We start from the raw sequence: 23,259 nt of genomic DNA on the forward strand, positions 1-23,259 counted from the left end.
GCTAGCCGCGCGGCCTCGGCTTGATCAGGGCGAACGGGGCGCCCTGGGGGTCGGCGACGACTGTCATGCGGCCGGCGACCATGTCGAAGGGCGGGGCGAGGACCGTGCCGCCGCGCTTGACGAGGGCGTCCACCGTGGAGTCGACGTCGTCGACGGCGAAGTAGGTGAGCCAGTGGGGCGGGGTGTTCGGCGGGTCGTTGGCGAGGAGGGTGGCGCCGCCGACGGTGCGGTCGCCGACGTGGAGTTCCCCGTACGAGTCGACGCCGTCGGCCGGGACGATGTCGATGCCGAACGCGTCGCCGTAGAAGGCGGCGGCGGCCTCCACGTCGGTCGTGTGCAGCTCGTTCCAGATCAGGGCGCCGGGCTCGTTGACCACACCCGCGCCGAAGAAGTCGCCCGGCTGCCAGACGCCGAACACCGCGCCCTGCGGGTCGGCGGCGACCAGCATCCGGCCCAGCGTGCCGATGTCCATCACGGGGACGAGCAGGGTGCCGCCCGCCGCGACGATCTGGTCCTGGGTGGCCTGCGCGTCGGTGGTGGCGAGGTAGCTGGTCCAGACGGTGGGCGGCTCCGGCATCCCCTCGGGGGCCATCGCCGGGCCGATGCCCGCCACGGGCTTGCCCAGCAGCTCGCAGACCGCGTAGCCGCCGAACTCGGCCGGTCCCACCGTGCCCTGCCAGCCGAGCAGGTCGCGGTAGAAGTCCAGCGCGGCCTGCTGGTCCTGCGCCATCAGATCGACCCAGCAGGGGGTGCCGGTCGCGTACGGGGTGGTGACGTCCGCCATCGCTCGCTCGCTCTCTGGTGAGGGTTCCCGCCAGCCACCCTGACGCGCCCCCTCCGGGAACCGGCCCCCGACACGCCGTCGTGTCCCGCGAGGTGCCGGTGACGTACGTGGTGCCCGACGTGGCGGTGCCGTTCGCGGCGATGCCCATGGAGTCGGTGTTGAAGCCGGACGTCTGCGCGCAGGCCGCGCACGATCGCGGGGGAGTCGGTGCAGGAGTAGGCGTTGGTGGTGTCGGTGTGGTGGACGAAGGCCACCTTCACCTTGGTCCCGTAGTCGGGGTAACCGGTGTCCCGGGCGCACTCGTCGGCACCCCAGCCCGCGCGGCTGACCACCGGAGGGGCGGCAGCCGTGGAGGCGCTGGGCGCGGCCGGCATCGGGCTCGGCACCGACCGCGGTACCCGGGCGCCCGGTTCATCACGCGATGGGACTGCGGTGGTCAGCGCGGGGACGCGGGGAGCATGGCCTTCGCCCGGTCGTACAGGTCTCGCGCGTGAGCGTTCTTGGTGTGCGGCTTGATCAGCCTCAGCATGACGCGCATACGGTCGTCGGCCCGGCCGGACTGCACCATGGGCCATTCGTCCAGCGCGGTCTTCCACGTCTCGCACGCCGCTTCGAGATGCCCCAGCCGCAGCTGCCGTTCCGCGAGGAGGGCGCGGTGACGTACGCGGGCCCGTCGGTAGACCCCGACGCGCAGCTGGTCCGACTGCTCCATCGCCTCGACCGACCCGGCCACGTCGCCCAGCTCGTAACGCACTTGCGCGAGGTGGTAGTTCAGCGACGACGGGTCGTACGAACCGAACGGTTTGCCCCTGCTTTCCGCGCGGTCCATGGCCGCCTCCGCTTCGCGGATGTGCCGAAGGGCGCGGGGCCGGTCGCCGAGAAGTGCCGCCGAGTGTGCCTGCTGCCCGGCGAGGAACGCGCGCATCCGGGGACCGGCGGCGGGGGACGCGGCAGCGGCGGCGTCCGCGAGGTCCATGGCTTTCGCGCCATGACCGAGGTCGACGGCCTGAACGCTCATACCGCGGAGCGTGGTGCAGTACGTCAGGTGATCGTCCGCCGCTCCCGCCAGTTCGAGGGCCTTGACGTAGTAGCGCTGCGCGAGACCGTGCAGGCCCTCGTCGACGGCCATGTAGCCCGTGAGATAACTGAGGTCGGACGCCGCGGCCATCATGGCTTTGCGTACGTCCTCGGGGCCGTCCGCGTGCAGATAGCCGGTGACGGTGTTCACCAGGAACGCGGCGGCCATGGGGCGTGCGTGGCGGCCACCGAACTGGTCGTCCAGCTCGGAGACCTTGGCCGTCATGTCGATGACCATCCGGACTTCCGGCATCCCTATACGGTTCGCCCGCCCGGCCTTGAACGCCTCCAGCCGCCCGAGCACGTCCTGCCAGCCGGGGATGGTGAGCGCGACGGAGAAAAGCCCGGCTCCCAGGACGCCACGCCGGGAGGGGTCCATGTCCTGCTTGCCCAGTTCGACCAACCCTTCCACCGTGTCACCCGCGTCAGCCGGTCGATCGTGCTTGGGCGGCGGGAAACCCGCTTCCGCGTAGGTGACGTGTCGGTTCAGCTGACGGCCGACTCGTCATAGCGGAACGGTGTACCGGTCTCCGTGCCGACGGCATTCGCCTGACACGCCAACTGGGCGTGCTTCCCACCGGTTTCGTCCAGCAGCCGCGCCAGCCCGGCATTCGGTTCTTTGTCGCCCATCGCCTGACTCCCGCCCACGAACTTTCAAGGCGTTCAAGTCCCGCTCCGGTGACCAAGCTACCGCGCAGCGTGTGCGTGCGGTTGCTTAGAGGTGAAAGGTTCCGCCCCCTGCCACAGCGACTCGCTCTGCGGCAGGGGGGGCAATACCTGGTTCGTCCCACACGGTGCGTGACGAACCGGGCCAACCCTGAGGTACACGAAGGAGTGCAGCAATGACAGTTGAGCGTTCTGCCGCCGAGCGGGTGGCTGAGCGTGCACGACAGATCCTGGCGGCCATCGGGGCCGACTCGGAATTCGCCGCGTTCAAGGCGGCCAGCCTCAAGTACGACAGCGACTGGCAGTGCTTCACCGGCTCGGTCGTCGTCGCCGAGTACGACCAGGAGAAGGACAAGCATGCCCTCTTCGCGGAGGGGCTCAAGGCGGCCGTGTACGAGATGACCGGCGACGAGCACGTGGCGGAGATCCCGATCGCCGTTCCCGTGGATGAGATGGCGTACGCGATGATCGCGCAGCCGCAGTTGCTCGCCCACCTCGCGGCCAGGGCCGGTGTGGCGATCATCCATCAGACCGATCAGGAGCACACGGACTGGCGTCCGGGCGATTACACGGACCAGGTCTATCGCGCCGCGTGGGGCGAGCCGGACAGTCGCCTGCGGCTCGGCGCGGGGGAGGTCGCGCGGCGGCTCGACTGGCTGGACCGGAGGTACATCGCCAGGGGCTTCCGCAAGCAGGGGCGGGCGCACAGCTTCACCTTCTCGGCGGTGGAACTCGCCGCCACCGCCGTATAGCGGCTATTCGAGCGCCCGGCGCAGAGCGGTGAGCGGATCGAGTTCCGTGAACCGCGCCCGGAGTTGGGCCGTCGCCTTCTCAACCAGCTCGTCGAGCAGCACGGGCGCGGCGCCGTACTGCACGTCGTGGAGGTACGGCACCACCTCGGAGGGGCCGGTCGGCAAGTCCAGATCGGTGGTGAGCGGTACGCCCGCGCTTTTGTAGCGGCCCGCGGGCAGGCCGATCTTTTCGAGGTGGACACAGACGGGTGTCCCGTCGCTCAGGTAGCGGGACGACCATGTATCACTGCAATGCCTCCGGCCGTTTGCCCTGGAAAGACCCGCACGACCCGGTTGTATGCGAGCTCGGCCGTGGGTACGACGGCGAATGCGCCGATCATCTGGTGGAGATGGAACCCGACACGCACCTGTGGGCGCTGTGGGAGAACGACCGCTTCACCTACGCCGTCCTCCGGCCGTGCTGCATGAGCGATCCCACGGTCGACCCGGTGAAACGGGAACCGTGCACCTTGTTCGTCGAACACCCGCCAGGCCATTCCTGGGAGTTCAGGGACATGCTGCACGGCTAGGCGACGTTCAGCGACCGATGCCGTCGGCGGCGAGAACGAGTTCTGAGCAGAATGGGGTGAACGTCGGAGGGCGAAGCCTCGCCCTCGCCCCCTCCCGCGACCCGCACGCCGACCCACCCCGCAACCGCGCGCAGCCTAGGGCGCCGCCCCCGGTCCCGTCTTGCCCGTGAACGGGAAGAGCGGGTAGCCCTCCAGGCAGTCGCCCCCGGGCGGGTGGTGCGGCCAGTCCATGCCGAGGCGGTAGAGCAGGGTCAGTGCGAGGGCGCCCGTGAGCAGCGCGAGCCAGGTTGCCGCGCTGCCTCCAGGAAGCGGCAGGTGTCGCAGGGCGAGTTGGAGCAGGAGCAGCAGTGGTGTCAGGCAGAGCCATACGGCTGCCGTCGTCATCCACAGCCCGACATTGTTGCTCGCGTCGTTTCCGAGCGGGCAGCTCGCCCAAGAGCGCGCGGTCCACACGGTGCCCCCGTAGGCGCCGAGGGCGGCGAGTACGGGGGCGAGGGAGTAGCCGCCGCCGTCGTGGCGCGTGCCCCGCTCCCGCGTCACCGGGCTCCCGCCGACCGGCGCCCCAGTACCGGTTCCGTCATGAGCCGTGCCGTCCAGCACAGGGTCTGACCGTGGCGGGCGAACAGCTCGTCGCGGGAGTCGAAGTGGCCGAGGTCGGTGAGGACGTGGGCCGAGAGGTCGCAGGAGGCGGAGTCCGCCGCGCAGGCTGTCGTGCCGTCCCAGTCGATCGCCGTGCGGGAGAGCGCGTCGAAGAGGGTTTCCGGGCCGGAGTTGGTGAAGCCGCCGCCGGGGCGGGCACTCAACTCGCCCAGGTCGCCGAAGAGTTCCGATACCGTCAGCCAGGAGGAGGGTCCTTCGAGGCGGAACTCGGGCCAGGCGAGCACGACCTGGTCCGGGACGAGGCGACGTGCATGGGGAAAGCGCGGGTACCAGTACCGCCCGTCCACCACCAGCCCCCGCACCCGCGTGGCCGTCCCCGACGCCCGCGCGAAGGACTCCAGGACCGCGAGCCGCTGACTGCACGAGCCCCGGCGGCGGCGCAGCACCTCGGACACGGGCCGTTCGTCCCGCACCGAGTACACCGGGCGGACGGATGCGGCGATCCAGCGGTGTGCCCGGCGGAGGGCCGTCAGGGGGTCGTCGGCGGGGGCCGGGGAGATCTCCCGCAGCAGCGCGGACACCGAAGGGTGCCGCCAGTCCAGGATCGGGGTGGGGTCCGTGCTCCCCGCCGCCGTTCCCCCGGCCGCCGAGCGGACGCGCCCGCGCGGTGTGAGCAGCGAACTCGTCACGGGCGCTTCCCCGGCTCCGGGCGCTTCCCCTGCTCCGGGCGTTTCCCCGGATCCGGCATCGCCTTCGTCATCCCCGGCAGGAAGTCGGTGAACAATTCGTGTACCTCCAGGACGAGCGGGCGCAGCACGCGGAAGCGGGCCAGGGCCACACCGCGGGCGGTGAGCCGGGCGCCGCGACGGGCGAGGCGGTAGCTGCGTTCGCGGTTCTCGGTGCGGTCGAAGACCCAGTAGAGGACGAGGCCCATCTGGGAGAGCCACATCAACTCGGGCAGTACTTCGCGGAGTTCGGGCGCGACCTTGGCCTTGGAGCCCGCCAGGACCTCGCGGTGGACCCGCATCGCCTCCTCCCGGGCGTGGCTGCTCTCGGGGGAGAAGGGGCTGAGCGGGCTGTCCGGGTCGGCGGCGTTCTTGAAGAACTGGACCGCGAACTCGTGGTACGGCCGGGCGACGTCCAGCCACGCGGTGAGCACGCCCGCGAGCCGCGCCTCCAGGTCGGTCTCCCGGTCGAGGACTTCCCGGACCGCCACCTGGTGTTCAGCGGCGATCCGGTCGTAGAAGCCCTGGATCAGGTGTTCCTTGCCCGCGAAGTAGTAGTAGGCGTTGCCCACGGAGACCCCGGCCTCCGTGGCGATGGCCCGCATCGTCGTCTTGTCGTAGCCGCGCTCCTGGAACAGCCGCATGGCGGTCTCCAGGATGAGCGCGCGGGTCTGCTCGGACTTGGTCTGGGGTCCGGCCGCGTCGGGGCCGTCGTTCTTCGCGGGCACGGTAGAAGAGCCTAACCAGTGGGGCAGGAGCCGTCGGAACAGGACGTCGGGCTGTGCACCCAGCCCGCCGCCGGGTCGTACCACCAGCCGTCCGCGCGGCGGTACGTCCCTTTCCCGCCCCACTGCCTGCCCCGGTACCCGGCGGCGGCCAGCACCGCGCCGCGCGCCAGGCGCATCCCGGTCGGGGTGCTCAGCCGGTGCGCCAGCGGGCGGTGCGCGCGCAGGGCCCACAGGACGACGATCCAGGCGCGGGCGCCCCGGTAGACCTGCCCGGCGTCGCCGACCACGGTCACCTCGTCCAGGGTGCGGGACGCGTCGAGCCCGGGGAACCGCTCGCACGCCTCGGCGGACGCGGCGGCGACCAGCCGCACCGGCACCAGCTTGGGCTGCCTGGCCAGCCAGTCCCGCACGTGCCGGCACAGCGCGCACTCGGCGTCGTAGAGGACGGTGAGCCCGTGGGCCGGGGCGACGGACGCGCCCCGGCCCTGAGCGGCGCTCACGCCCCGGCCGCCGGAGGCGCCATCGGCGGCACCCAGGTCTGCGGGTGCACCGGCGGGTGGGTCTCCCGCTCCATCAGGCCGCGCCGACGGATCTTGTTGAGCACGTACACATTGCCCAGGTGCATCACGCCGAGGACGAGCAGCACCACGCCCAGCTTGGTGGACAGGGCCTCGAAGATCCCCCGCGTGTCCTCGATCTCCCCGCTCTTGCTCAGATAGAGCGCCACGAACCCGAGGTTGACGAGGTAGAAGCCGACGACCAGCAGATGGTTCACGGCGTCGGCCAGCTTCTCGTCGCCGCGCAGCACGTCGGCCAGGAAGATCCGGCCGTTGCGGCTGAGCGTACGGGCCACCCAGACGGTCAGTCCGATGCTGACGGTCAGGTAGATGACGTAGGCGATGACGGTGCGGTCCATGCCCCACCCCTTCTTGAACGCGTTCAAAACGCTGACAGGGCATGACTGTAGACCTGTTTTTGAACGTGTTCAACCGCCTGGCGGAGTCGCCTGGCATGATGATCCGAAATACTCGTCTTGTCGTAACGATCCCCAGGAGCAGTCGCCTTGAGCGAGCAGCCGCAGCAGCCGGGCCCCGAGCGGCCCGACCTCCAGAAGTCCGGCCCCGGACCGGGCCCCGGCCCCGCCCCCGGATACGGCTACCCCAACCAGCCCCCGCCCTTCCCGCCGCCCGGCTATCAGCAGCAGGGCGGCTACCAGCAGGGCTACCCGCCGCCGCCCGGCTACCAGCAGGGCTACTACCCACCCCCCGGCGCCGTCCCGCCCGGCACGTACACCGGCGACCCCAACGCCCCCTACGGCTACGACCCCTACGGGCGCCCGTACTCCGACAAGTCCAAGGTCATCGCGGGCGTGCTCCAGCTCCTCGTGGGCAGCCTCGGCGTCGGCCGCTTCTACCTCGGCAACGTCGGCATGGGCCTGGCCCAGCTCTTCACCTGCGGCGGCTTCGGCATCTGGGCGCTGATCGACGGCATCATCCTGCTGGTCAGCGACAACCAGACCGACGCTCAGGGCCGTCCCCTGCGTGGCTGAGCCCGTGCCCCGCACCGGCCCGGCGTTCCGCCACCCGCGCCACCCGCGTCACCCGCGCCACCCGCGTCACCCGGCGGCGGCGCCCCTGGCGGTGCTCGTCGCCGGTGGGGCCGGTGCCGCGTACCTCTACGGCACCGATCCGCACCAGAGCGGCCACCTCCTGCCCGGCTGCCCGTTCCGGATGGTCACAGGGCTGCTCTGCCCCGCCTGCGGCGGCACCCGCATGGTCTACGACCTGATGCACGGGCACTTCGCCCAGGCATGGCTGGACAACCGCGCCCTGCTGCTGGCCGCGCCGTTCGCGCTGGCCCTGCTGGGGCGCTGGATGCTGGAGGGGCTGCGGGGGCGCCGCTGGCGGCCCCGGCTGAGCCCGCGCGCGCAAGCGGCGATCCTGGGGCTCGCGGTGACGTGGTGCGTGGTCCGCAACGTTCACCATTGATCACGGTAAGAGAACGGTAAGGGAACGATCGTTCGATCTTCCTCCTGGATCTTCACCCCGTCTCCTTAGGATCACCACTCACAGGGGGGACGACGAGGCACGCACTTCGCCGTGGGATCTCTCCTGCCCGCGTCCCTACGGCACTGCCAGGAGCATCCGCCATGAGCGTCCCCACCCCTGAGGCCCCCTACGGTTTCGACCCGCAGGGTCGTCCCTACTCCGACAAGTCCAAGATCGTCGCGGGCATCCTGCAGATCTTCCTGGGCGGCCTCGGTATCGGCCGCTTCTACGTCGGCAACGTCGGCGTCGGGATCGCCCAGCTCCTCACCTGCGGCGGCCTCGGCTTCTGGGCGCTGATCGACGGCATCATCTTCCTCGTGAGCAACGACCGCACGGACAGCAAGGGCCGTGTCCTGCGCGGCTGAACACCCGCACGCGACAACGCCCGAGGGCCCCGTTTCCGGTACCGGAAACGGGGCCCTCGGGCGTGCTGCGGAAGGATCAGAAGCGGCGCGTGATCAGGGCGCGCTTGACTTCCTGGATCGCCTTGGTGACCTCGATGCCACGCGGGCAGGCGTCCGTGCAGTTGAAGGTCGTGCGGCAACGCCACACGCCGTCACGGTCGTTGAGGATCTCCAGGCGCTGCTCGCCCGCGTCGTCACGGCTGTCGAAGATGAAGCGGTGCGCGTTGACGATGGCGGCCGGGCCGAAGTACTGGCCGTCGTTCCAGAACACCGGGCACGACGAGGTGCACGCGGCGCACAGGATGCACTTCGTGGTGTCGTCGAAGCGCTCGCGGTCCTCGGCGGACTGCAGGCGCTCACGCGTCGGCTCGTTGGTGTCGTTGGTGACCAGGAACGGCATGACGTCCCGGTACGCCTGGAAGAACGGCTCCATGTCGACCACGAGGTCCTTGAGCGCGGTCAGGCCCTTGATGGGCTCGACCGTGATCGGCTTCTCGGGGTTGACGTCCTTGATGAGCGTCTTGCAGGCCAGCCGGTTCTTGCCGTTGATCCGCATGGCGTCGGACCCGCAGATGCCGTGGGCGCAGGAACGCCGGAAGGTCAGCGTGCCGTCCTGGTCCCACTTGATCTTGTTGAGCCCGTCGAGGACGCGCTCCTTGGGGTCCATCTCCAGCTGGAAGTCCTGCCAGTGGACGTCCGGCGAGACCTCCGGGTTGAACCGGCGGATGCGCAGGGTGACCGTGATGTAGGGGGACGCGGCGGCGTCGGCCTCCACCTTGTCCAGAACAGGGGTAGCCATCAGTACTTACGCTCCATCGGCTGGTAGCGGGTCTGGACGACCGGCTTGTAGTCGAGACGGATGGTCTCCGAGCCGTCGTCGCCCTTCTCGCGGTACGCCATCGTGTGGCGCATGAAGTTGACGTCGTCGCGGTTCGGGTAGTCCTCGCGGTAGTGACCGCCGCGGGACTCCTTGCGGGCCAGCGCGGAGACCGCCATGACCTCGGCCAGCTCCAGCAGGTTGCCCAGCTCGATGGCCTCGAGCAGGTCGGTGTTGAACCGCTTGCCCTTGTCCTGGATCGCCACGTTCTCGTACCGCTCGCGCAGCTCGGCGATCTTCTCGACCGCCGTCTTGATCGTCTGCTCGGTGCGGAACACCATGACGTTGGCGTCCATGGTCTCCTGCAGCTCCCGGCGGATGTCGGCCACCCGCTCGGTGCCGGTGGAGTTCCGCAGCCGCTCGATCTGCTCGACGACCATGCTCTCCGGGTTCTCCGGCATCTCCACGAAGTCGACCGTGTGGGCGTAGTCGGCGGCGGCGATGCCCGCGCGACGGCCGAACACGTTGATGTCGAGCAGGGAGTTGGTGCCCAGGCGGTTGGCGCCGTGCACGGAGACACAGGCGACCTCGCCGGCCGCGTACAGACCCGGGATGACGGTGGTGTTGTCCGACAGGACCTCACCCTCGACGTTGGTCGGGATGCCGCCCATGGCGTAGTGCGCGGTGGGCTGGATCGGGATCGGGTCCGTGTACGGCTCGATGCCGAGGTAGGTGCGCGCGAACTCCGTGATGTCCGGGAGCTTCGCGTCCAGCTGCTCCGGCGGCAGGTGGGTGAGGTCGAGGTAGACGTGGTCACCCTCGGGACCGCAGCCCCGGCCCTCGCGGATCTCGGTGTAGATCGAGCGCGAGACGACGTCGCGGGAGGCGAGGTCCTTCATGACGGGCGCGTACTTCTCCATGAAGCGCTCGCCGTCCTTGTTGCGCAGGATGCCGCCCTCACCGCGGGCACCCTCGGTGAGCAGGATGCCCATGCGCCAGATGCCGGTCGGGTGGAACTGGAAGAACTCCATGTCCTCCAGCGGGATGCCCCGGCGGAAGCAGGCGGCCTGGCCGTCACCGGTCAGGGTGTGCGCGTTGGAGGTCACCTTGAAGAACTTGCCGGTGCCGCCGGACGCGTAGATCACGGACTTCGCCTGGAAGACGTGGATCTCGCCGGTGGCCAGCTCGTAGGCCACCACGCCGGAGGACGTCTTGACGCCGTCGACCTCGGTGATCAGCTGGTCCAGGACGTAGAACTCGTTGAAGAACTCCACGCCCTCCTTGACGCAGTTCTGGTACAGCGTCTGGAGGATCATGTGGCCGGTGCGGTCGGCCGCGTAGCAGGAGCGGCGGACCGGGGCCTCGCCGTGGTTGCGGGAGTGACCGCCGAAGCGGCGCTGGTCGATCGTCCCGCCCGGCGTCCGGTTGAACGGCAGGCCCATCTTCTCCAGGTCGAGGACCGCGTCGATGGCCTCCTTCGCCAGGATCTCCGCGGCGTCCTGGTCGACCAGGTAGTCACCGCCCTTGACCGTGTCGAAGGTGTGCCACTCCCAGTTGTCCTCCTCCACGTTGGCGAGCGCGGCGGCCATGCCGCCCTGCGCGGCGCCCGTGTGGGAGCGGGTGGGGTAGAGCTTGGTCAGCACGGCGGTGCGGCTGCGCTTGGTGGACTCGATGGCCGCGCGCATGCCCGCGCCACCGGCGCCGACGATGACGGTGTCGTACTTGTGGATCTTCATGATTCTCGCAGCCCCGTGCCTAGCGGATGTTCGGGTCGAAGGTGAAGATCACCAGCGTGCCCAGCAGGATGGTGAACACCGTGGCGGTGTAGAGCAGCGCCTTCAGCCACAGGCGGGTGTTCGCGCGCTCCGCGTAGTCGTTGATGACCGTGCGCAGGCCGTTGGCGCCGTGCAGCATCGCCAGCCACAGCATCGCCAGGTCCCAGACCTGCCAGAACGGGGACGCCCAGCGGCCCGCCACGAAGGCGAAGCCGATCTTGGAGACGCCGCCGTCGAGCACCAGCTGGATCAGCAGGTGGCCGATGACGAGGACGACCAGCACGATGCCGGACAGGCGCATGAAGAGCCAGGCCGCCATCTCGAAGTTGCCCCGCGTGGACTTCGGGGTCTTCTTGGTGCGCGTGCGCGAGCGCGGCGCGTCGAGGTTCAGCGCGTAGGCGTCTTCGAAGCCTTCCGCGGAGGAGCCCGTCAGATTGATCTCAGAGGTGGACATCGGCGTCAGCTCCCGAACAGGACACGAGCGGCGTGGCCGAGGACGGGGTAGAGCGCGCCCACCATCAGGACGAGCCAGACACCGACGACGGTCCACAGCATCTGCTTCTGGTAGCGCGGCCCCTTCGACCAGAAGTCGACGGCGATGACGCGCAGACCGTTGAGCGCGTGGAAGAGGATGGCGGCCACGAGGCCGTACTCCAGCAGCGCGACGATCGGGGTCTTGTACGTGGCTACGACCTTGTCGTAGTCCTCGGGGGAGACACGCACGAGAGCGGTGTCCAGCACGTGAACGAACAGGAAGAAGAAGATGAGGACGCCGGTGACTCGATGAGCCACCCAGGACCACATACCTTCCCGGCCGCGGTACAGCGTTCCAGCCGGCACGGAAGAACCCTCCGGGTGCGGGGACTAGGGCCGCGCCGGCTTCACTGTCGGTCGGGCCCGGCCGGGTACGGTCCACCGGCCCTCAGCATCGTATCCATGACGTGCGCCAGGGCCGACGGGGGGCCGGTCTGTGTGATCCACCCCGCACGGCGCGGGTGACCGGCGCCACGACGGAACCGGCCCGGCGCCGGGCCGGTCGGACGGATCGCGGCGCGGGCCCGCCCGCCTGCGGCGGCGCCGTCGACGGACGGGGCGCGCCGCTCGACTTCACTCGCGCGGACGGTGTCCCCGGCGCACGCGCCGATGCCCTGCTCCGCCGGGCATCCGGGCGCTTCCGGCCCCGCTCACCTGGGGGGAGAGGCGGCATCGGCGCTTGCCCGCGCCTCGATCCGCCGGACGGGGCTAGGCGCGGGGGCGGGGTGCGTAACCGCTGGTGGTGCGGGAGCCCGTGGTGCCGAGGTGGGCGGCGAGGCGGTGGCGGGCCAGGCCGCGCAGTTCCTCGGCCACGACCACCCGTTCGTCGTCCGGATCGTTCGTCAATCGTGACCGGATGCCTTCGAGGACGCGGTCCGGCAGCTCCTCCGGCGGGGTGTCGCCCGGGCTGATGACGAAAACATGGCCGAATCGCGCCTCGTAGGCGGCGTGCGCGGCGTCGAGCGCGGTGTGGGCGGCGGAGTACGTCCCCTCGGGGAGCCGGGGCAGGGACTCCCCGGCCAGCGCCTCGGCGAGGTCGCTCTGGCCCAGGTCGTACGCCGCCTCGTCGGCCGCCGCGAGCAGGGCGGCCAGGTCCGGGTAGGGGCGGTGCTCGGCGAGCCGGTGCGCCCAGCGCGCGCTGCGCAGACAGCGCTCCAGCAGGGCACGGGCCTCGTCGGCGGGGGCCAGGTTGAAGGCGTCGAGCGGCGTGGGGAGATACGGCGAACGGTGCGCAGGCAGCGTGGGTCCTCGCGTCACAGGTGATGTGGGGCAGGGGGACGGCAGGGGATGCGGAAGATACGGCAGGGGAACGTGTGAAAGGTGTGCCGACACGTTATCGAGAGTGGTCACTGTGTGTCCGACGGATGCCCGATTTTCACTCGGACGGGAGAGTTTCGGAAACTCTCGATGACGAGTCCCCGCCGGATCGGTCGTAGGTTGGGAAGGTGAGCCAGCACAGGCGCCGTACGGCGGCGCGGCAGGTGAAGCGGAAACGGGCGATCGTCGTCGCGGCGGTCGCCGGGACGGTCGTGGCCGGCGTGGGTGTCGGCGTCTGGGCCTCCTCGGGCGGCGGCTCGCCCGGCGGCTCGGACGTGGCGAGCGTGGGCGACAGCCCGAGCCCGTCGCCCACGCGGGACTATCCGCTGTCGAAGGCGCCGCAGACCATACCGGCGGTCCGGTCCCACACCCCGGCGCACGGCCCCGGGTGGCGTCCGGCGAGCGGCGACCGGGTGGTGATCACCGATCCGGGGCTGGCCGACGAGGGCAAGCTCATAGCCGGCGAGCTCGGGCTGACATACGCCGGGCAGAAGAAGGACGTGCGCGCCGGTGACGTACGGCTCGCGCTCGGCGGCAAGGGCGGCAACCCGGAGTCGTACACCATGACCGTGCGCGACGGCCGGGTGGACATCAGCGGCCCCGCCGACGCGGGGGTCTTCTACGGCACCCGGACCCTCAAACAGGAGGTGCACGGCGGCGGCACCGCGCCCGAGGGTGTCGTCAAGGACGAGCCCGCCAAGCCGGTGCGCGGCTTCATGCTCGACATCGCGCGCAAACCGTTCTCCGAGACCTGGATCGAGGACCGGGTACGGGAACTGGGCGATCTGAAGTTCAACGAGCTGGGACTGCACTTCTCCGACGACCAGGCGTTCCGGATCCAGTCCACCACCCACCCCGAGATCGTCTCCAAGGACCATCTCACCAAGGCGCAGGTCAAGAAGATCATCGACCTCGCCGCCGCCCGGCACATCACGGTCGTCCCCGAGATCGACTCGCCCGGCCACCTCGGCGCCGTCATCGCCGCCCACCCCGATCTCCAGCTGCGCAACGCGAGCGGCACCCCGACGCGCGGCGCGATCGACATCTCCAACCCCGCCTCCGCCAAGATCGTCGACGATCTGCTGAACGAATACTCCGGCCTGTTCACGCAGAAGCAGTGGCACCTGGGCGGTGACGAGTACCAGGCGCTGACCGTCTCCGACCCCGAGTCCTCCTATCCGCAGCTGGCCTCCGCCGCCCGCAAGGCGTACGGCCCGGACGGCTCCGTCGCCGACCTGGCCACCGGCTGGCTCAACGACCGCGCCGCCACCGTCCGCGCTCACGACCGCACCATGCGGGCCTGGAACGACGGCTTCCTGCGCGGCACCTCGATCCAGCCCGCCAAGGATCTCCAGGTCGCCTACTGGACCGGCAAGGAGATAGGGGCCCGGCCCCCGGCGGAGTATCTGAGCGCGGGCCGCAAGGTGCTCAACTACAACGACGAGTACCTGTACTACGTCCTCGGCGAGCCCCAGACCTTCGTCTACCCGACCGGGCAGCGGATCTACGAGCAGTGGACCCCGCGCGTGATCCGGGGCACCGATCCCGTCCCGGCGCGGTACGACGACCAGATCCTCGGCGGCTCGTTCGCGGTGTGGTGCGACTTCCCCAACGCGCAGACCGAGGCGCAGGTCGCCTCCGGCATCCGGATGCCGCTGCGGGCGACGGTGCAGAAGCTCTGGTATCCGGGCCAACCCCCGTTGTCCTGGGACCAGTTCCGGCAGCTGGCGAATCGGCTGGACTGACACCCGGGCAGAACGTATGTTCCAGGTAAAGCCGTCGGCGGGTGTGCTCGTCGGCGGCTTCCTGGTGCGCGCCGGCCTGGGGAGGGCCGTGTCGCGCCGTCGGCACCGTATCGGGGGGTAATCCTTCATGACCTGCACGCATTGCGGCCGTCAGCCCGCGTCCGCCGGGAACACGCTGTGCCCGGAGTGCCTTGCGGCGGGGGCGCATCCGCCGTTCGCGCCCGCGGGGCCGCCGATGGCGCCGCTGTCCGGGGCGCCGGTCGGGCCGCAGCCCGGGCCACTGTCGGGGCCGCCGGTCGGGCCGCCCGTCGGGGCCGGGGGGCCTTACGACGCGCCCTTCGCCGCGCCGTTCCCGCCGCCGCCCGGTCTCGCGCTGCGTTCGCCGGTCGGGCTCGGGCGGGCCACCGTCACGCTGCTGGCGCTCGTCGCCGTGGCCGACCTGTTCGCCATCTGGGCCGACGCGCTCCAGCTGGACAGCGCGGGCCAGGGCCGCACCTCCGATCTGGCCGACCTCGCCACCGGACTCACCGCGGGCGCCCAGGTGCTCACCCTGATCGCGGCGATGGTCGTCTACCTGTGCTGGCTGTACCGGGTACGGGTCAACGCCGAGGTGTTCGACCAGTCCGGGCACAGCCTGAAGCGAGGGTGGGCGATCGGCGCGTGGTTCTGCCCGATCGTCAACCTGTGGTTCCCGCGCCGGATCGTGCTCGACATCTGGAACACGAGCGCGCCCCAGGGCCGCCCGGCCGGGCACCGGCTCATCGACCTCTGGTGGGCGCTGTGGCTCGTCTCGCTGTTCGCGGACCAGGCGACGACCCGGTTCGACGGCGGTACGGACGCCGTGTGGGAGGCGCGCGTCATGCTCTTCGCCGACCTCACCGACCTCGTCGCCGCCGTGCTCGCCGCGCTGGTCGTGCTCCGGCTGACCCGGATGCAGGACCAGAAGGCGACGGGTGTTCCGTTCACCCCCGTTCTTGGCTGAAAACCGGCGACTGTGACACTCCGGGGCCGTCGCACGCAGTAAGGGGAAATGCGGGCTCCGTACAGACGGTGCCCAGGCGAGGGGAGATTCCATGAGCCTGGTGGAACTGATCGCACAGGCCGACGCGCGCGGGCTGGCCGCCAGTGGGCTGGCTTGTTCGGATCGGTGCGTCCCCCTGGTGTACGAGGACGACGAACTGCTGCGCCCGCTCTGGGCGCACCTCGCCGACGGCTCCGACTGGTCCGAGAGCCTGGAGAAGGCGCGGGCCGCGCTCGGCGGGACGGACCCCGGCGAGGACGAGGCGGCCCTGCTGGTGCGGCGGATGCTGGAGACGGCACCGGCCGAGCGGTCCGGGGCGGCGCTGCGGGAGTGGGCCGACGCCTGCTCCCTCGCCGCCCTCCAGGTCCACCGGCTGCTCGACCCCGCCACCGAGGACACCGCCCCGGCCGCCGACGCGGCCGAGGACCGGGACGGCGGTACGGACGAGACGTCCTCCCCGCTGGTCGCCGCCGAACTCCGCCGCCAGACCGTCGTCCTGGAACTCCTCGCCGAGCACGGTGTGGGCGGGCTGCGCCGCGCCCTGGACGTGTCGATCGAGGGCCGCCGCATCCTCCAGGCGGTGGTCTCGCGCCGGGCGCGCAGCCAGGGCTGAACGGACCGGGCGTATCGGTTCTTCAGGGCGCTCCGCTGGTCAAACCCCGCCGTGTGGGCGGGGTTTGTGAGCGTCCCGGGGTGGCGGTGGGGCGGTCCTGCGCCGGTTCCCGCAACGGCCCGGAATCCTGTTACGGCCGGGCCTCCGGGACCGCTGTCCCCTGTGTGACAGCCTCGTACCTCACCCCCGCGTACCCGCCCGCCCCCGTGGACGGCCGTCCCGCCCGCTGGGCCGCCGACACCGTCGCCGCGCTCCGCGAGGGCGCCCGGCTCCGGCTCGACTACACCGCGCGCAGCCTGTGGCGCGTCGACCGCGTCATCGACGAGATACGCCGCGACGGCCCGCCGTACGAGGCCGTGTGCCGCGTCCTGCGCGGCTTCGGCGCCTACGCCGGAGAGGTCATCGCCCGCCAGACCGGCGCCGAATGGTGGGCCACCGACGGCGACCCCTGCCTGCGCACCCCCGACGGCCGCCTGTGGACCCCGATGGACGAGGCGCGCCGGGCCTACGAGGGGGACGGGTCGCTGGGGGCGCTGTGCCGGGAGGCGACGGCGGGGCGGCTGCGGTAGCGAACGGCCGCTCAGTCGCGGGGGCCGACCGGCCGGAGGTGGCTCTCGGCGAGGTCGCGCAGCTCGTCGCGGGTGCGGGCGGGGTCGGCTGCGGCTTCGGTGGCCCGGCGGCTGGGGAGGTAGCGGACGCCGTCTATCTCGCAGATCAGCGCTCCCGTACCGGTGTCGCGCACCAGGGCCTCGCCGACGGGAGGGGGCCCGCCGACGGTACGGCGCCCGGTGCCCCGGGAGCGGGAGAGCGGCTGGAGGTATTGGGGCGCCGTCACGTCCCCGCCCTCCGGCCGGAACAGGACCAGCACCATCTCGCCGGGCTCCGGGCACAGCCGGACGTACCGCATGGGCCGCCACGCGTCCTTCCCGGCATCCGTGCGCGCGGCCCGCAGCACCGGACCGCACAGCGGGGAGCGGTCGGTCACGACCCAGCCGATCCGGGCGAGGGCCACGATGCCGGTCGTGCCGAGCAGGAGCAGGCGCCAGCGCCCCGGGTGGGAAGGGTCGTTCAGGACGGTGCCGCAGGAGAACAGCAGGAGGCACCATGCCTTGGTGCCGAGGACGGTGCCGAGGACCCAGCCCCACGGCGACACGGACGTACGCCCCGGGCCACGGCGTGGCGGGGTCACCCGGGGCCCTGGCCGGTGCCGATCGGCGTGCCGGGCCGCGGCGGCGAGGCTCGCGTAGCGCAGGTCGTCACCGAGGGCGGGCCACTCCTCCTCGTCCGCCTCGCCCTCCACGACTGCCTGCGGAAGGGCCACCGGCCCGGCCCGCCGCACCAGCCGGACGCGCCGGGCGCAGAGCAGCGGGTTGAGCACCAACGCCCCGCCCAGACCGAGCAGTCCGGGCACACCTCCGAGGACGGCGACGATCCGCGGGGTGATCCACGTGTCCACGGCGTCGCCCAGGAAGGGCCAGGGAAGCGCGACGACCGGTAGGCGATCACCGGCGCGGACGGCCTCCGCGTCACAGTCCACGCCCGCCCGCTCCACCCCGCCGTCCCAGGCGACGGTGCAGTACTCGTCGTCCCGGTCCACCCGCACCACCTCGGCGGCCGTGTGCTCCCCGAACACCGCGACATCCGCGGCGGCCAGCCCCACGAACAGGGCCGCCGCGAGGGCGAACACGGCCCACGAGGGCGCGGTCGGCAGCAGTGGCCGCCGTCGGCCGGTCACCGGACCCGGCCGGGGCTCCTCCCCGAGCCACACACCCAGGGTCCGCGCGTCATGCGTGGCCAACCGCAGCCGCACGACCCGCCCTTGAGGCGTCCGGTACCGCAGACTGACCTTCTCGGCAGTGGGCCTGTCGACAGTGGCGACCGTCGCCCCCAGAGTCGTACCCCCACGCGGCAGCGCGACCGCGCCCCCGGCCCGCCCGAGAAAAACGGGACCGTCGAGCCGCGGATCGACCAACAACCGCCCCCTGCGCCCATCGAGCCGACACCGAAAATGCACAGCCCGCCCCATTGCCAGCGCCCGCCGCCGCCTCGCCGCCCCCCACCGAGCCAGCCCGGCGACGACCAAGGGCACCACCACGAGCCCCACAAAGGTGCCCATCATCGATTCCGCCGTCTCCGTTGTTGTGTGGTGAACATGTGAACGGAGAAGCGTACGGGGCTGGTGGGGAGGGCGTCGCGACGGGCCGCAGGCGTGAACACGGCGGCCGGAGAGGGGAGATCGAAGCGACGGCCGAGGCCGCCACCCCCCACAGGAGAGGCCCCGGCCGTCGCGTGTGGCGGGTCTGGGTGCGGCCCGCATCTCGTACAGCGCCGGGAGTGCGGCTTGTGTCACACCGCAATGGATCACGAGTCAGTTGCATCTTCTACAGACATGGACGGGGCACTGTTTCAGGCCGTAACGTGCCTTTCGCGCCGACCACCAGACAGGCGTAAGGGAGTGCGGTGCAGGGGGACGACGCGGAGCTGACCGCCGCGGTGCGCGCGGCCCAGGGCGGTGACGAGGAAGCCTTCCGCACGGTGTACCGCGCGGTGCATCCACGGCTGCTCGGCTATGTGCGCACGCTGGTGGGGGAGCCGGACGCGGAGGACGTCACGTCCGAGGCATGGCTCCAGATCGCCCGCGACCTCGACCGGTTCAGCGGGGACGCGGACCGGTTCCGGGGGTGGGCCGCGCGGATAGCCCGCAACCGCGCCCTGGACCACATACGGATGCGCGGACGCCGCCCGCTGATAGGCGGCGACGAGACCGAACTGACCGGCCGTGCCGCCGAGTCGGACACCGCCGGTGAGGCGATGGAGGCACTGGCCACCGACGGCACCCTCTCGCTCATCGCGCGCCTTCCGCAGGACCAGGCCGAGGCGGTGGTGCTGCGCGTGGTGGTCGGCCTGGACGCCAAGTCCGCCGCCGAGACGCTCGGCAAGCGCGCGGGAGCGGTCCGCACCGCCGCGCACCGGGGCCTGAAGCGACTCGCCGAACTCCTCGGCCCCGACCAGGAGTCGGCCGGTGGACTCGACGCGCTCCCGCCCCAGCGTGGACCTCGCGGCCGTGCGGTCAGGCCCGCGAGTGTGACGCCTGCGCGTGCGCGGACGCAGAGGGACATGTGATGGCCGACGAGCACGACGAGTGGCTGGACCTCGAGACGTCGGAACGTCTGCTGAACGGCGAGCCGCCGCGATCTTCCGCCGCCCAGGTCCCCGACGAGGTGACCCGGGTGGCGTCCCTCCTGGCGGACCTCGCCGCCTCCGCAGCTCCGGCGAAGGACGAACTCCCCGGTGAGGACGTGGTGTTGGCCGCGTTCCGGGCGGCGAGGGCGGGGCGGGCGAGCGCGGTGCGCGACGCGGACGTTCCCGGTGACGGCGTGGCCGCCACGGGCGCCATGCATGATGCCGCCCCGCCTCAACACGCCTCCGCAGCAAGTGAGTTCCACGGACACGACGCGGGCGTCGTCCGCATCGGCGCCCAGCCGCGCTGCCCCGTGCGTGAGCGGCGCCCGCGGTGGAGGCGCCCCGTACGGATGGCGCTGGCCGCCGCCGTGGCCGTCGGGACGCTCGGCGGGGTCGCCGTGGCGGCCGGGAGCGGGGTGCTGCCCGGACCGTTCCGGCAGGGGCGGCCCGACCCCGGCGCGTCCGTGTCCGCCGCCGCGACGCCGGGCCGCTCGCGGCTGCCGTCGTCCCCGGGCCCGTCCGGGACCGCCGGACCCACCGCCGGTACGACCGGGTCCGCCGACCCCGGCGACGCCCCGCCCGAGGCGGCGGGCGGTGCCGGTCAGGACACCGGCAAGAGGACCGGCTCCGGCGCCGAGTCCCGTAAGCCCGGCGCCCGTTGGCGGGCAGCCGTGGCGGCCTGCCGTGAGCTGCGCGCCGGACGGGAGCCCGAGGCGGGGCACCGCCGTGCGCTGGAGGGCGTCGCGGGCGGCTCGGACCGGGTGAAGACGTACTGCGCGGCCGTGCTGTCGCCCCGCCGGGGCGGCGGCCTGCCGACCCTGCCCGGGTCCGGCGGCCTGGCGACCGAGGGCCCCCTCGGCCACTTCGGCGACGGCCGCGGGTCCGACGGCAAGGGCGGCTTCGGCGACGACGACGGCAAGGGCGACGGCGACGGCGACGGCACATCCGGTTCCGGTTCGGACTCCGGCTCCGGCGACAGCCGCCCCCGCAAGGACCGCGACCGCCCCGTCCGCCACCTCCGCAACGGCCTCGCCTCCCCCGTCCCCTCCACCTACGTCCTGCCCGTCGTCCCCACCGCCACGGACCTCCCCACCGCCACCCCCAGCCCCACCTTCAGCACCCTCTGACCTGCGGTTTCGCCGGGCAGGGAAATTTCTTCGCGCCAGGTGTGACGTTTCTGGAGCCGGTGACGCAGTACAGGGTGAGCCGACTGGTCATCGGCCGTCGCACTGAGCCGGGGTTCCCCCCGTACCCACGGCTCGTGCACCCGGCGCGGGCGGGACACGTTCCCCCGGTCCCGCCCGCGCCCCGCTTCCTCCGCCTCACCAGGAGACGACCACCTTGTCGCCCACCCTCACCTGCGCGAACAGCGAGGCGATCGCCTGCTCGTCCCGCACGTTGACACAGCCGTGCGAGCCGCCCGCGTAACCGCGCGCCGCGAAGTCGTACGAGTAGTGCACGGCCTGTCCGCCGCTGAAGAACAGGGCGTACGGCATCGGGGAGTCATAGAGCGTCGACACATGGTGCCGGGACTTCCAGTAGACGTGGAACACACCCTCGCGCGTGGGGGAGTACTGCGAGCCGAAGCGCACGGACATCGTGGACAGGGTCCGCCCGTCGGTCATCCAGCGCAGGGTGCGGCTGGTCTTGTCGATGCACAGCACGCGGCCGGTCAGACAACGCGGGTCGGGCGCGGCGGCGGGCTGACCACCCATCAGGTACAGCTCCCACGTGCCCGGCCGGTGCGTCATCGCCATCAGCCGCTGCCAGGTGACCGTGTCCGTACGGCCCGTCCTCGGCAGCCCGCGCTTGCCCTGGAAACCGCTGACGGCCTTCTCGGTCAGATCGTCGTAGCTGCCGGTCGGCCCGTCGAAGAGCCAGTCGAGCTGCCGCAGCCGCGCCTGCAGCTCGCGCACCCCGGAGCCGCTGTCGCCGCGCGACCACAGCACGCGGGCGGGCGCGGAGGACGTGCCCGTACGCGGCGGGGTCGTACGCGGTGTGGCCGCCGGGGTGCCCGACGGCAGCTCGATGTGCAGCGGCGAGCGGTGCTTGCCGTCGGCGCCGTCCGGAGGGGTCACCGTGCAGCCGCAGAGCGCGGCGAGAGCGGCGGCCGAGGCGAGTACGACGGCGGTTCTCCCCGGATTCCTCATGCCCGGGATGCTTCCCCGCGCGCCCCGCGTTGAACTACACGGCAGGGTGGTACGGAGGGCGACAGACACCACGGGGGACGACGGACACCTCCCGGAGGCGGCCATGACACGGCACACGGAGTCGGGGCGGCCCATCGAGCCGGTCTACGGCCCCGGCGACCTGGCGGACTGGAACCCGGCCGAGCGGCTGGGCGAGTCCGGCGCGTACCCGTACACCCGGGGCGTCTATCCGACCATGTACACCGGCCGCCCCTGGACGATGCGCCAGTACGCCGGTTTCGGCACCGCAGCCGAGTCCAACGCCCGCTACCGCGAGCTGATCGCCCACGGCACCACCGGCCTGTCCGTCGCCTTCGACCTGCCCACCCAGATGGGCTACGACTCCGACGCGCCCCTCGCGCACGGCGAGGTCGGCCGGGTCGGCGTGGCCGTCGACTCCATCGAGGACATGCGGGAGCTGTTCGACGGCATCCCGCTGGACCGCGTCTCCACCTCCATGACGATCAACGCCCCGGCCGCCGCGCTGCTCCTCCTCTACCAGCTGGTGGCCGAGGAACGGGGCGTATCCGGCGACCGGCTGACCGGCACCGTCCAGAACGACGTGCTGAAGGAGTACATCGCGCGCGGCACCTACATCTTCCCGCCCCGCCCCTCCCTCCGGCTGACCGCCGACCTCTTCGCGTACTGCGCGGCCGAACTCCCGCGCTGGAACACCATCTCCATCTCCGGCTACCACATGGCGGAGGCGGGTGCCTCGCCCGCGCAGGAGGTCGCGTTCACGCTCGCGGACGGCATCGCGTACGTCCGCACCGCGCTCGCGGCGGGCATGGACGTGGACGCGTTCGCGCCCCGCCTCTCCTTCTTCTTCGTGGCGCGCTCGACGCTTCTGGAGGAGGTCGCCAAGTTCCGTGCGGCGCGCCGCATTTGGGCGCGGGTGATGCGGGAGGAGTTCGGCGCGCGCGATCCCAGGTCCTGGATGCTGCGCTTCCACACCCAGACCGCCGGGGTCCAACTCACCGCGCAGCAGCCCGAGGTGAACCTCGTCCGGGTCGCCGTGCAGGCGCTCGCGGCGGTGCTCGGCGGCACCCAGTCGCTGCACACCAACGCCTTCGACGAGGCCATCGCCCTGCCCACGGAGAAGAGCGCCCGCCTCGCCCTGCGCACCCAGCAGGTCCTGGCGTACGAGACGGACGTCCCCGCCACGGTCGACCCCTTCGCCGGGTCCTACGCCGTCGAGTCGCTGACCGACGACCTGGAGACGGCCGCGCTGCAACTGATGGACCGTGTAGCCGAGTTGGGCGGCGCGGTCGCCGCCGTCGAACAGGGCTTCCAGAAAGGGGAGATCGAGCGCAACGCGTACCGGATCGCCCGCGAGACGGAGGAGGGGGAGCGGGTGGTCGTCGGCGTCAACCGCTTCCGGCTGGACGAGGAGGAGCCGTACGTCCCCGCGCGCTCCGACCCCGGGGTGGAGACCCGCCAGCGCGAGCGGCTGGCCCGGCTGCGGGCGGGGCGGGACACGGCCGCGGCGGAGTCGGCGCTGGCCGCGCTGCGGGAGGCGGCGGGGGGCACGGACAACGTGCTGCCACCGATGAAGCGGGCGCTGCGGGAGCGGGCGACGGTGGGGGAGGTGTGCGAGGTGCTGCGGGGGGTGTGGGGGTCGTACGTTCCGGCGGACGGGTTCTGAGCGCCGGGCCGGGCGGGCCGGGGCGAGCGGGCCGGGGCGGGAGCTGGACGCCGGGCCCGCGTGCCGT

General features: G+C 71.8%; 28 protein-coding genes. 12 read left to right on the forward strand and 16 right to left on the reverse strand.

All coding sequences use genetic code 11. The annotated features are described in order from the left end of the window. Window position 1 precedes the first annotated feature (1 nt). The 3 genes from B079_RS0101790 to B079_RS35110 all read right to left on the reverse strand — a co-directional run bounded on the left by B079_RS0101790 (window position 2) and on the right by B079_RS35110 (window position 2,491). Window positions 2-784, reverse strand: coding sequence for a VOC family protein (locus tag B079_RS0101790; RefSeq protein WP_018544050.1), 783 nt, complete (start codon window positions 782-784; stop codon window positions 2-4). Window positions 785-1,220: 436 nt separating this feature from the next. Further along, window positions 1,221-2,273 (reverse strand): hypothetical protein, encoded by a 1,053-nt coding sequence (locus B079_RS0101795; protein WP_026248252.1) that lies wholly within the window; start codon window positions 2,271-2,273, stop codon window positions 1,221-1,223. A 74-nt stretch (window positions 2,274-2,347) separates the two neighbouring features. Beyond that, window positions 2,348-2,491: a hypothetical protein gene (locus tag B079_RS35110; RefSeq protein ID WP_018544052.1), complete on the reverse strand. Its 144-nt coding sequence runs from the start codon at window positions 2,489-2,491 to the stop codon at window positions 2,348-2,350. Window positions 2,492-2,703: 212 nt separating this feature from the next. Here B079_RS35110 and B079_RS0101805 point away from each other — a divergent pair, with 212 nt between their 5' ends. Beyond that, complete coding sequence (locus tag B079_RS0101805) at window positions 2,704-3,279, forward strand: hypothetical protein (RefSeq protein WP_018544053.1); 576 nt, start codon at window positions 2,704-2,706, stop codon at window positions 3,277-3,279. Window positions 3,280-3,282: 3 nt separating this feature from the next. Here the strand turns inward: B079_RS0101805 and B079_RS34805 are convergent, their stop codons facing one another. After that, entirely contained in the window at window positions 3,283-3,444 is a 162-nt protein-coding gene (locus tag B079_RS34805) for a hypothetical protein (protein WP_018544054.1), read from the reverse strand. Between the two features lie 224 nt (window positions 3,445-3,668). Here B079_RS34805 and B079_RS0101815 point away from each other — a divergent pair, with 224 nt between their 5' ends. Then, the gene (locus B079_RS0101815; RefSeq protein WP_018544055.1) at window positions 3,669-3,848 is read left to right on the forward strand and encodes a hypothetical protein; all 180 of its coding nucleotides are present in this window, start codon (window positions 3,669-3,671) and stop codon (window positions 3,846-3,848) included. A gap of 135 nt (window positions 3,849-3,983) precedes the next feature. Here the strand turns inward: B079_RS0101815 and B079_RS0101820 are convergent, their stop codons facing one another. From B079_RS0101820 to B079_RS0101840, 5 genes are read right to left on the reverse strand one after another with little or no spacing between them, the layout of a single operon-like run. Next, entirely contained in the window at window positions 3,984-4,388 is a 405-nt protein-coding gene (locus B079_RS0101820; protein WP_018544056.1) for a hypothetical protein, read from the reverse strand. Further along, window positions 4,385-5,137, reverse strand: a complete 753-nt coding sequence (locus B079_RS0101825) for a transglutaminase domain-containing protein (protein ID WP_018544057.1) — start codon at window positions 5,135-5,137, stop codon at window positions 4,385-4,387. The genes B079_RS0101820 and B079_RS0101825 overlap by 4 nt, the downstream gene beginning before the upstream one ends. Further along, window positions 5,134-5,901 (reverse strand): TetR family transcriptional regulator, encoded by a 768-nt coding sequence (locus B079_RS0101830; protein WP_018544058.1) that lies wholly within the window; start codon window positions 5,899-5,901, stop codon window positions 5,134-5,136. The genes B079_RS0101825 and B079_RS0101830 overlap by 4 nt, the downstream gene beginning before the upstream one ends. A gap of 11 nt (window positions 5,902-5,912) precedes the next feature. Then, window positions 5,913-6,401, reverse strand: a complete 489-nt coding sequence (locus tag B079_RS0101835; RefSeq protein WP_018544059.1) for a thiol-disulfide oxidoreductase DCC family protein — start codon at window positions 6,399-6,401, stop codon at window positions 5,913-5,915. Continuing rightward, a complete protein-coding gene (locus B079_RS0101840) occupies window positions 6,398-6,817 on the reverse strand; it encodes a hypothetical protein (protein WP_018544060.1) in 420 nt (139 codons plus the stop codon). The genes B079_RS0101835 and B079_RS0101840 overlap by 4 nt, the downstream gene beginning before the upstream one ends. Before the next feature lie 147 nt (window positions 6,818-6,964). Here B079_RS0101840 and B079_RS0101845 point away from each other — a divergent pair, with 147 nt between their 5' ends. The 3 genes from B079_RS0101845 to B079_RS0101855 all read left to right on the forward strand — a co-directional run bounded on the left by B079_RS0101845 (window position 6,965) and on the right by B079_RS0101855 (window position 8,314). Then, window positions 6,965-7,450: a TM2 domain-containing protein gene (locus B079_RS0101845; protein ID WP_018544061.1), complete on the forward strand. Its 486-nt coding sequence runs from the start codon at window positions 6,965-6,967 to the stop codon at window positions 7,448-7,450. Between the two features lie 4 nt (window positions 7,451-7,454). After that, window positions 7,455-7,889 carry a DUF2752 domain-containing protein gene (locus B079_RS0101850; RefSeq protein ID WP_018544062.1) on the forward strand — a complete coding sequence of 145 codons (435 nt, stop codon included), beginning with the start codon at window positions 7,455-7,457 and terminating at the stop codon, window positions 7,887-7,889. Window positions 7,890-8,050: 161 nt separating this feature from the next. Continuing rightward, the gene (locus tag B079_RS0101855; RefSeq protein WP_018544063.1) at window positions 8,051-8,314 is read left to right on the forward strand and encodes a TM2 domain-containing protein; all 264 of its coding nucleotides are present in this window, start codon (window positions 8,051-8,053) and stop codon (window positions 8,312-8,314) included. A gap of 76 nt (window positions 8,315-8,390) precedes the next feature. On the opposite strand, the gene B079_RS0101860 is transcribed toward B079_RS0101855, so the two are convergent. The 5 genes from B079_RS0101860 to B079_RS0101880 form a co-directional block, all read right to left on the reverse strand. Beyond that, entirely contained in the window at window positions 8,391-9,152 is a 762-nt protein-coding gene (locus tag B079_RS0101860) for a succinate dehydrogenase iron-sulfur subunit (protein ID WP_018544064.1), read from the reverse strand. Next, a complete protein-coding gene (gene sdhA, locus B079_RS0101865; protein WP_018544065.1) occupies window positions 9,152-10,906 on the reverse strand; it encodes a succinate dehydrogenase flavoprotein subunit in 1,755 nt (584 codons plus the stop codon). The genes B079_RS0101860 and sdhA overlap by 1 nt, the downstream gene beginning before the upstream one ends. Before the next feature lie 19 nt (window positions 10,907-10,925). Then, entirely contained in the window at window positions 10,926-11,399 is a 474-nt protein-coding gene (locus B079_RS0101870) for a succinate dehydrogenase hydrophobic membrane anchor subunit (RefSeq protein WP_018544066.1), read from the reverse strand. Window positions 11,400-11,404: 5 nt separating this feature from the next. After that, entirely contained in the window at window positions 11,405-11,785 is a 381-nt protein-coding gene (gene sdhC / locus B079_RS0101875; protein WP_078495794.1) for a succinate dehydrogenase, cytochrome b556 subunit, read from the reverse strand. Window positions 11,786-12,187: 402 nt separating this feature from the next. Continuing rightward, window positions 12,188-12,736, reverse strand: coding sequence for a 2-oxo-4-hydroxy-4-carboxy-5-ureidoimidazoline decarboxylase (locus tag B079_RS0101880; RefSeq protein ID WP_018544068.1), 549 nt, complete (start codon window positions 12,734-12,736; stop codon window positions 12,188-12,190). Window positions 12,737-12,924: 188 nt separating this feature from the next. Here B079_RS0101880 and B079_RS0101885 point away from each other — a divergent pair, with 188 nt between their 5' ends. The 4 genes from B079_RS0101885 (at window position 12,925) to B079_RS0101900 (ending at window position 16,744) form a co-directional block, all read left to right on the forward strand. Further along, window positions 12,925-14,541 (forward strand): beta-N-acetylhexosaminidase, encoded by a 1,617-nt coding sequence (locus B079_RS0101885; protein ID WP_106432259.1) that lies wholly within the window; start codon window positions 12,925-12,927, stop codon window positions 14,539-14,541. Between the two features lie 127 nt (window positions 14,542-14,668). Continuing rightward, window positions 14,669-15,523: a DUF4328 domain-containing protein gene (locus B079_RS0101890; RefSeq protein ID WP_026248254.1), complete on the forward strand. Its 855-nt coding sequence runs from the start codon at window positions 14,669-14,671 to the stop codon at window positions 15,521-15,523. Between the two features lie 91 nt (window positions 15,524-15,614). Then, window positions 15,615-16,175: a hypothetical protein gene (locus tag B079_RS0101895; RefSeq protein WP_018544071.1), complete on the forward strand. Its 561-nt coding sequence runs from the start codon at window positions 15,615-15,617 to the stop codon at window positions 16,173-16,175. A gap of 164 nt (window positions 16,176-16,339) precedes the next feature. Continuing rightward, window positions 16,340-16,744, forward strand: a complete 405-nt coding sequence (locus B079_RS0101900; protein WP_018544072.1) for a hypothetical protein — start codon at window positions 16,340-16,342, stop codon at window positions 16,742-16,744. An 11-nt stretch (window positions 16,745-16,755) separates the two neighbouring features. Here the strand turns inward: B079_RS0101900 and B079_RS0101905 are convergent, their stop codons facing one another. Then, the gene (locus tag B079_RS0101905; RefSeq protein ID WP_018544073.1) at window positions 16,756-17,985 is read right to left on the reverse strand and encodes a hypothetical protein; all 1,230 of its coding nucleotides are present in this window, start codon (window positions 17,983-17,985) and stop codon (window positions 16,756-16,758) included. A gap of 650 nt (window positions 17,986-18,635) precedes the next feature. Here B079_RS0101905 and B079_RS0101910 point away from each other — a divergent pair. Together B079_RS0101910 and B079_RS31160 are read left to right on the forward strand one after the other, a co-directional pair. Next, window positions 18,636-19,298 carry an RNA polymerase sigma factor gene (locus tag B079_RS0101910; protein ID WP_018544074.1) on the forward strand — a complete coding sequence of 221 codons (663 nt, stop codon included), beginning with the start codon at window positions 18,636-18,638 and terminating at the stop codon, window positions 19,296-19,298. Then, window positions 19,298-20,485 (forward strand): hypothetical protein, encoded by a 1,188-nt coding sequence (locus B079_RS31160; RefSeq protein WP_051094934.1) that lies wholly within the window; start codon window positions 19,298-19,300, stop codon window positions 20,483-20,485. Before B079_RS0101910 ends, B079_RS31160 begins: the two co-directional genes overlap by 1 nt. Window positions 20,486-20,680: 195 nt before the next feature. On the opposite strand, the gene B079_RS0101920 is transcribed toward B079_RS31160, so the two are convergent. Next, on the reverse strand, window positions 20,681-21,508 hold the full coding sequence (locus tag B079_RS0101920; protein WP_018544075.1) for a L,D-transpeptidase family protein: 828 nt from the start codon (window positions 21,506-21,508) through the stop codon (window positions 20,681-20,683). Between the two features lie 103 nt (window positions 21,509-21,611). Here B079_RS0101920 and B079_RS0101925 point away from each other — a divergent pair, with 103 nt between their 5' ends. Further along, complete coding sequence (locus B079_RS0101925; protein WP_018544076.1) at window positions 21,612-23,192, forward strand: acyl-CoA mutase large subunit family protein; 1,581 nt, start codon at window positions 21,612-21,614, stop codon at window positions 23,190-23,192. The last annotated feature ends 67 nt before the right edge of the window (window positions 23,193-23,259 follow it).

This window comes from Streptomyces sp. LaPpAH-108 (genome assembly GCF_000373625.1).
Classification (GTDB): Bacteria; Actinomycetota; Actinomycetes; order Streptomycetales; family Streptomycetaceae; genus Streptomyces.

Excerpts from the sequence above, each read along its gene's own strand:
- B079_RS0101790 (WP_018544050.1), bottom strand. The coding sequence starts at position 784 with ATGGCGGACGTCACCACCCCGTACGCGACCGGCACCCCCTGCTGGGTC.
- B079_RS35110 (WP_018544052.1), bottom strand. The coding sequence starts at position 2,491 with ATGGGCGACAAAGAACCGAATGCCGGGCTGGCGCGGCTGCTGGACGAA.
- B079_RS0101805 (WP_018544053.1), top strand. The coding sequence starts at position 2,704 with ATGACAGTTGAGCGTTCTGCCGCCGAGCGGGTGGCTGAGCGTGCACGA.
- B079_RS0101815 (WP_018544055.1), top strand. The coding sequence starts at position 3,669 with ATGGAACCCGACACGCACCTGTGGGCGCTGTGGGAGAACGACCGCTTC.
- B079_RS0101840 (WP_018544060.1), bottom strand. The coding sequence starts at position 6,817 with ATGGACCGCACCGTCATCGCCTACGTCATCTACCTGACCGTCAGCATC.
- B079_RS0101855 (WP_018544063.1), top strand. The coding sequence starts at position 8,051 with ATGAGCGTCCCCACCCCTGAGGCCCCCTACGGTTTCGACCCGCAGGGT.
- B079_RS0101860 (WP_018544064.1), bottom strand. The coding sequence starts at position 9,152 with ATGGCTACCCCTGTTCTGGACAAGGTGGAGGCCGACGCCGCCGCGTCC.
- sdhA (WP_018544065.1), bottom strand. The coding sequence starts at position 10,906 with ATGAAGATCCACAAGTACGACACCGTCATCGTCGGCGCCGGTGGCGCG.
- B079_RS0101870 (WP_018544066.1), bottom strand. The coding sequence starts at position 11,399 with ATGTCCACCTCTGAGATCAATCTGACGGGCTCCTCCGCGGAAGGCTTC.
- B079_RS0101890 (WP_026248254.1), top strand. The coding sequence starts at position 14,669 with ATGACCTGCACGCATTGCGGCCGTCAGCCCGCGTCCGCCGGGAACACG.
- B079_RS0101895 (WP_018544071.1), top strand. The coding sequence starts at position 15,615 with ATGAGCCTGGTGGAACTGATCGCACAGGCCGACGCGCGCGGGCTGGCC.
- B079_RS31160 (WP_051094934.1), top strand. The coding sequence starts at position 19,298 with ATGGCCGACGAGCACGACGAGTGGCTGGACCTCGAGACGTCGGAACGT.
- B079_RS0101920 (WP_018544075.1), bottom strand. The coding sequence starts at position 21,508 with ATGAGGAATCCGGGGAGAACCGCCGTCGTACTCGCCTCGGCCGCCGCT.
- B079_RS0101925 (WP_018544076.1), top strand. The coding sequence starts at position 21,612 with ATGACACGGCACACGGAGTCGGGGCGGCCCATCGAGCCGGTCTACGGC.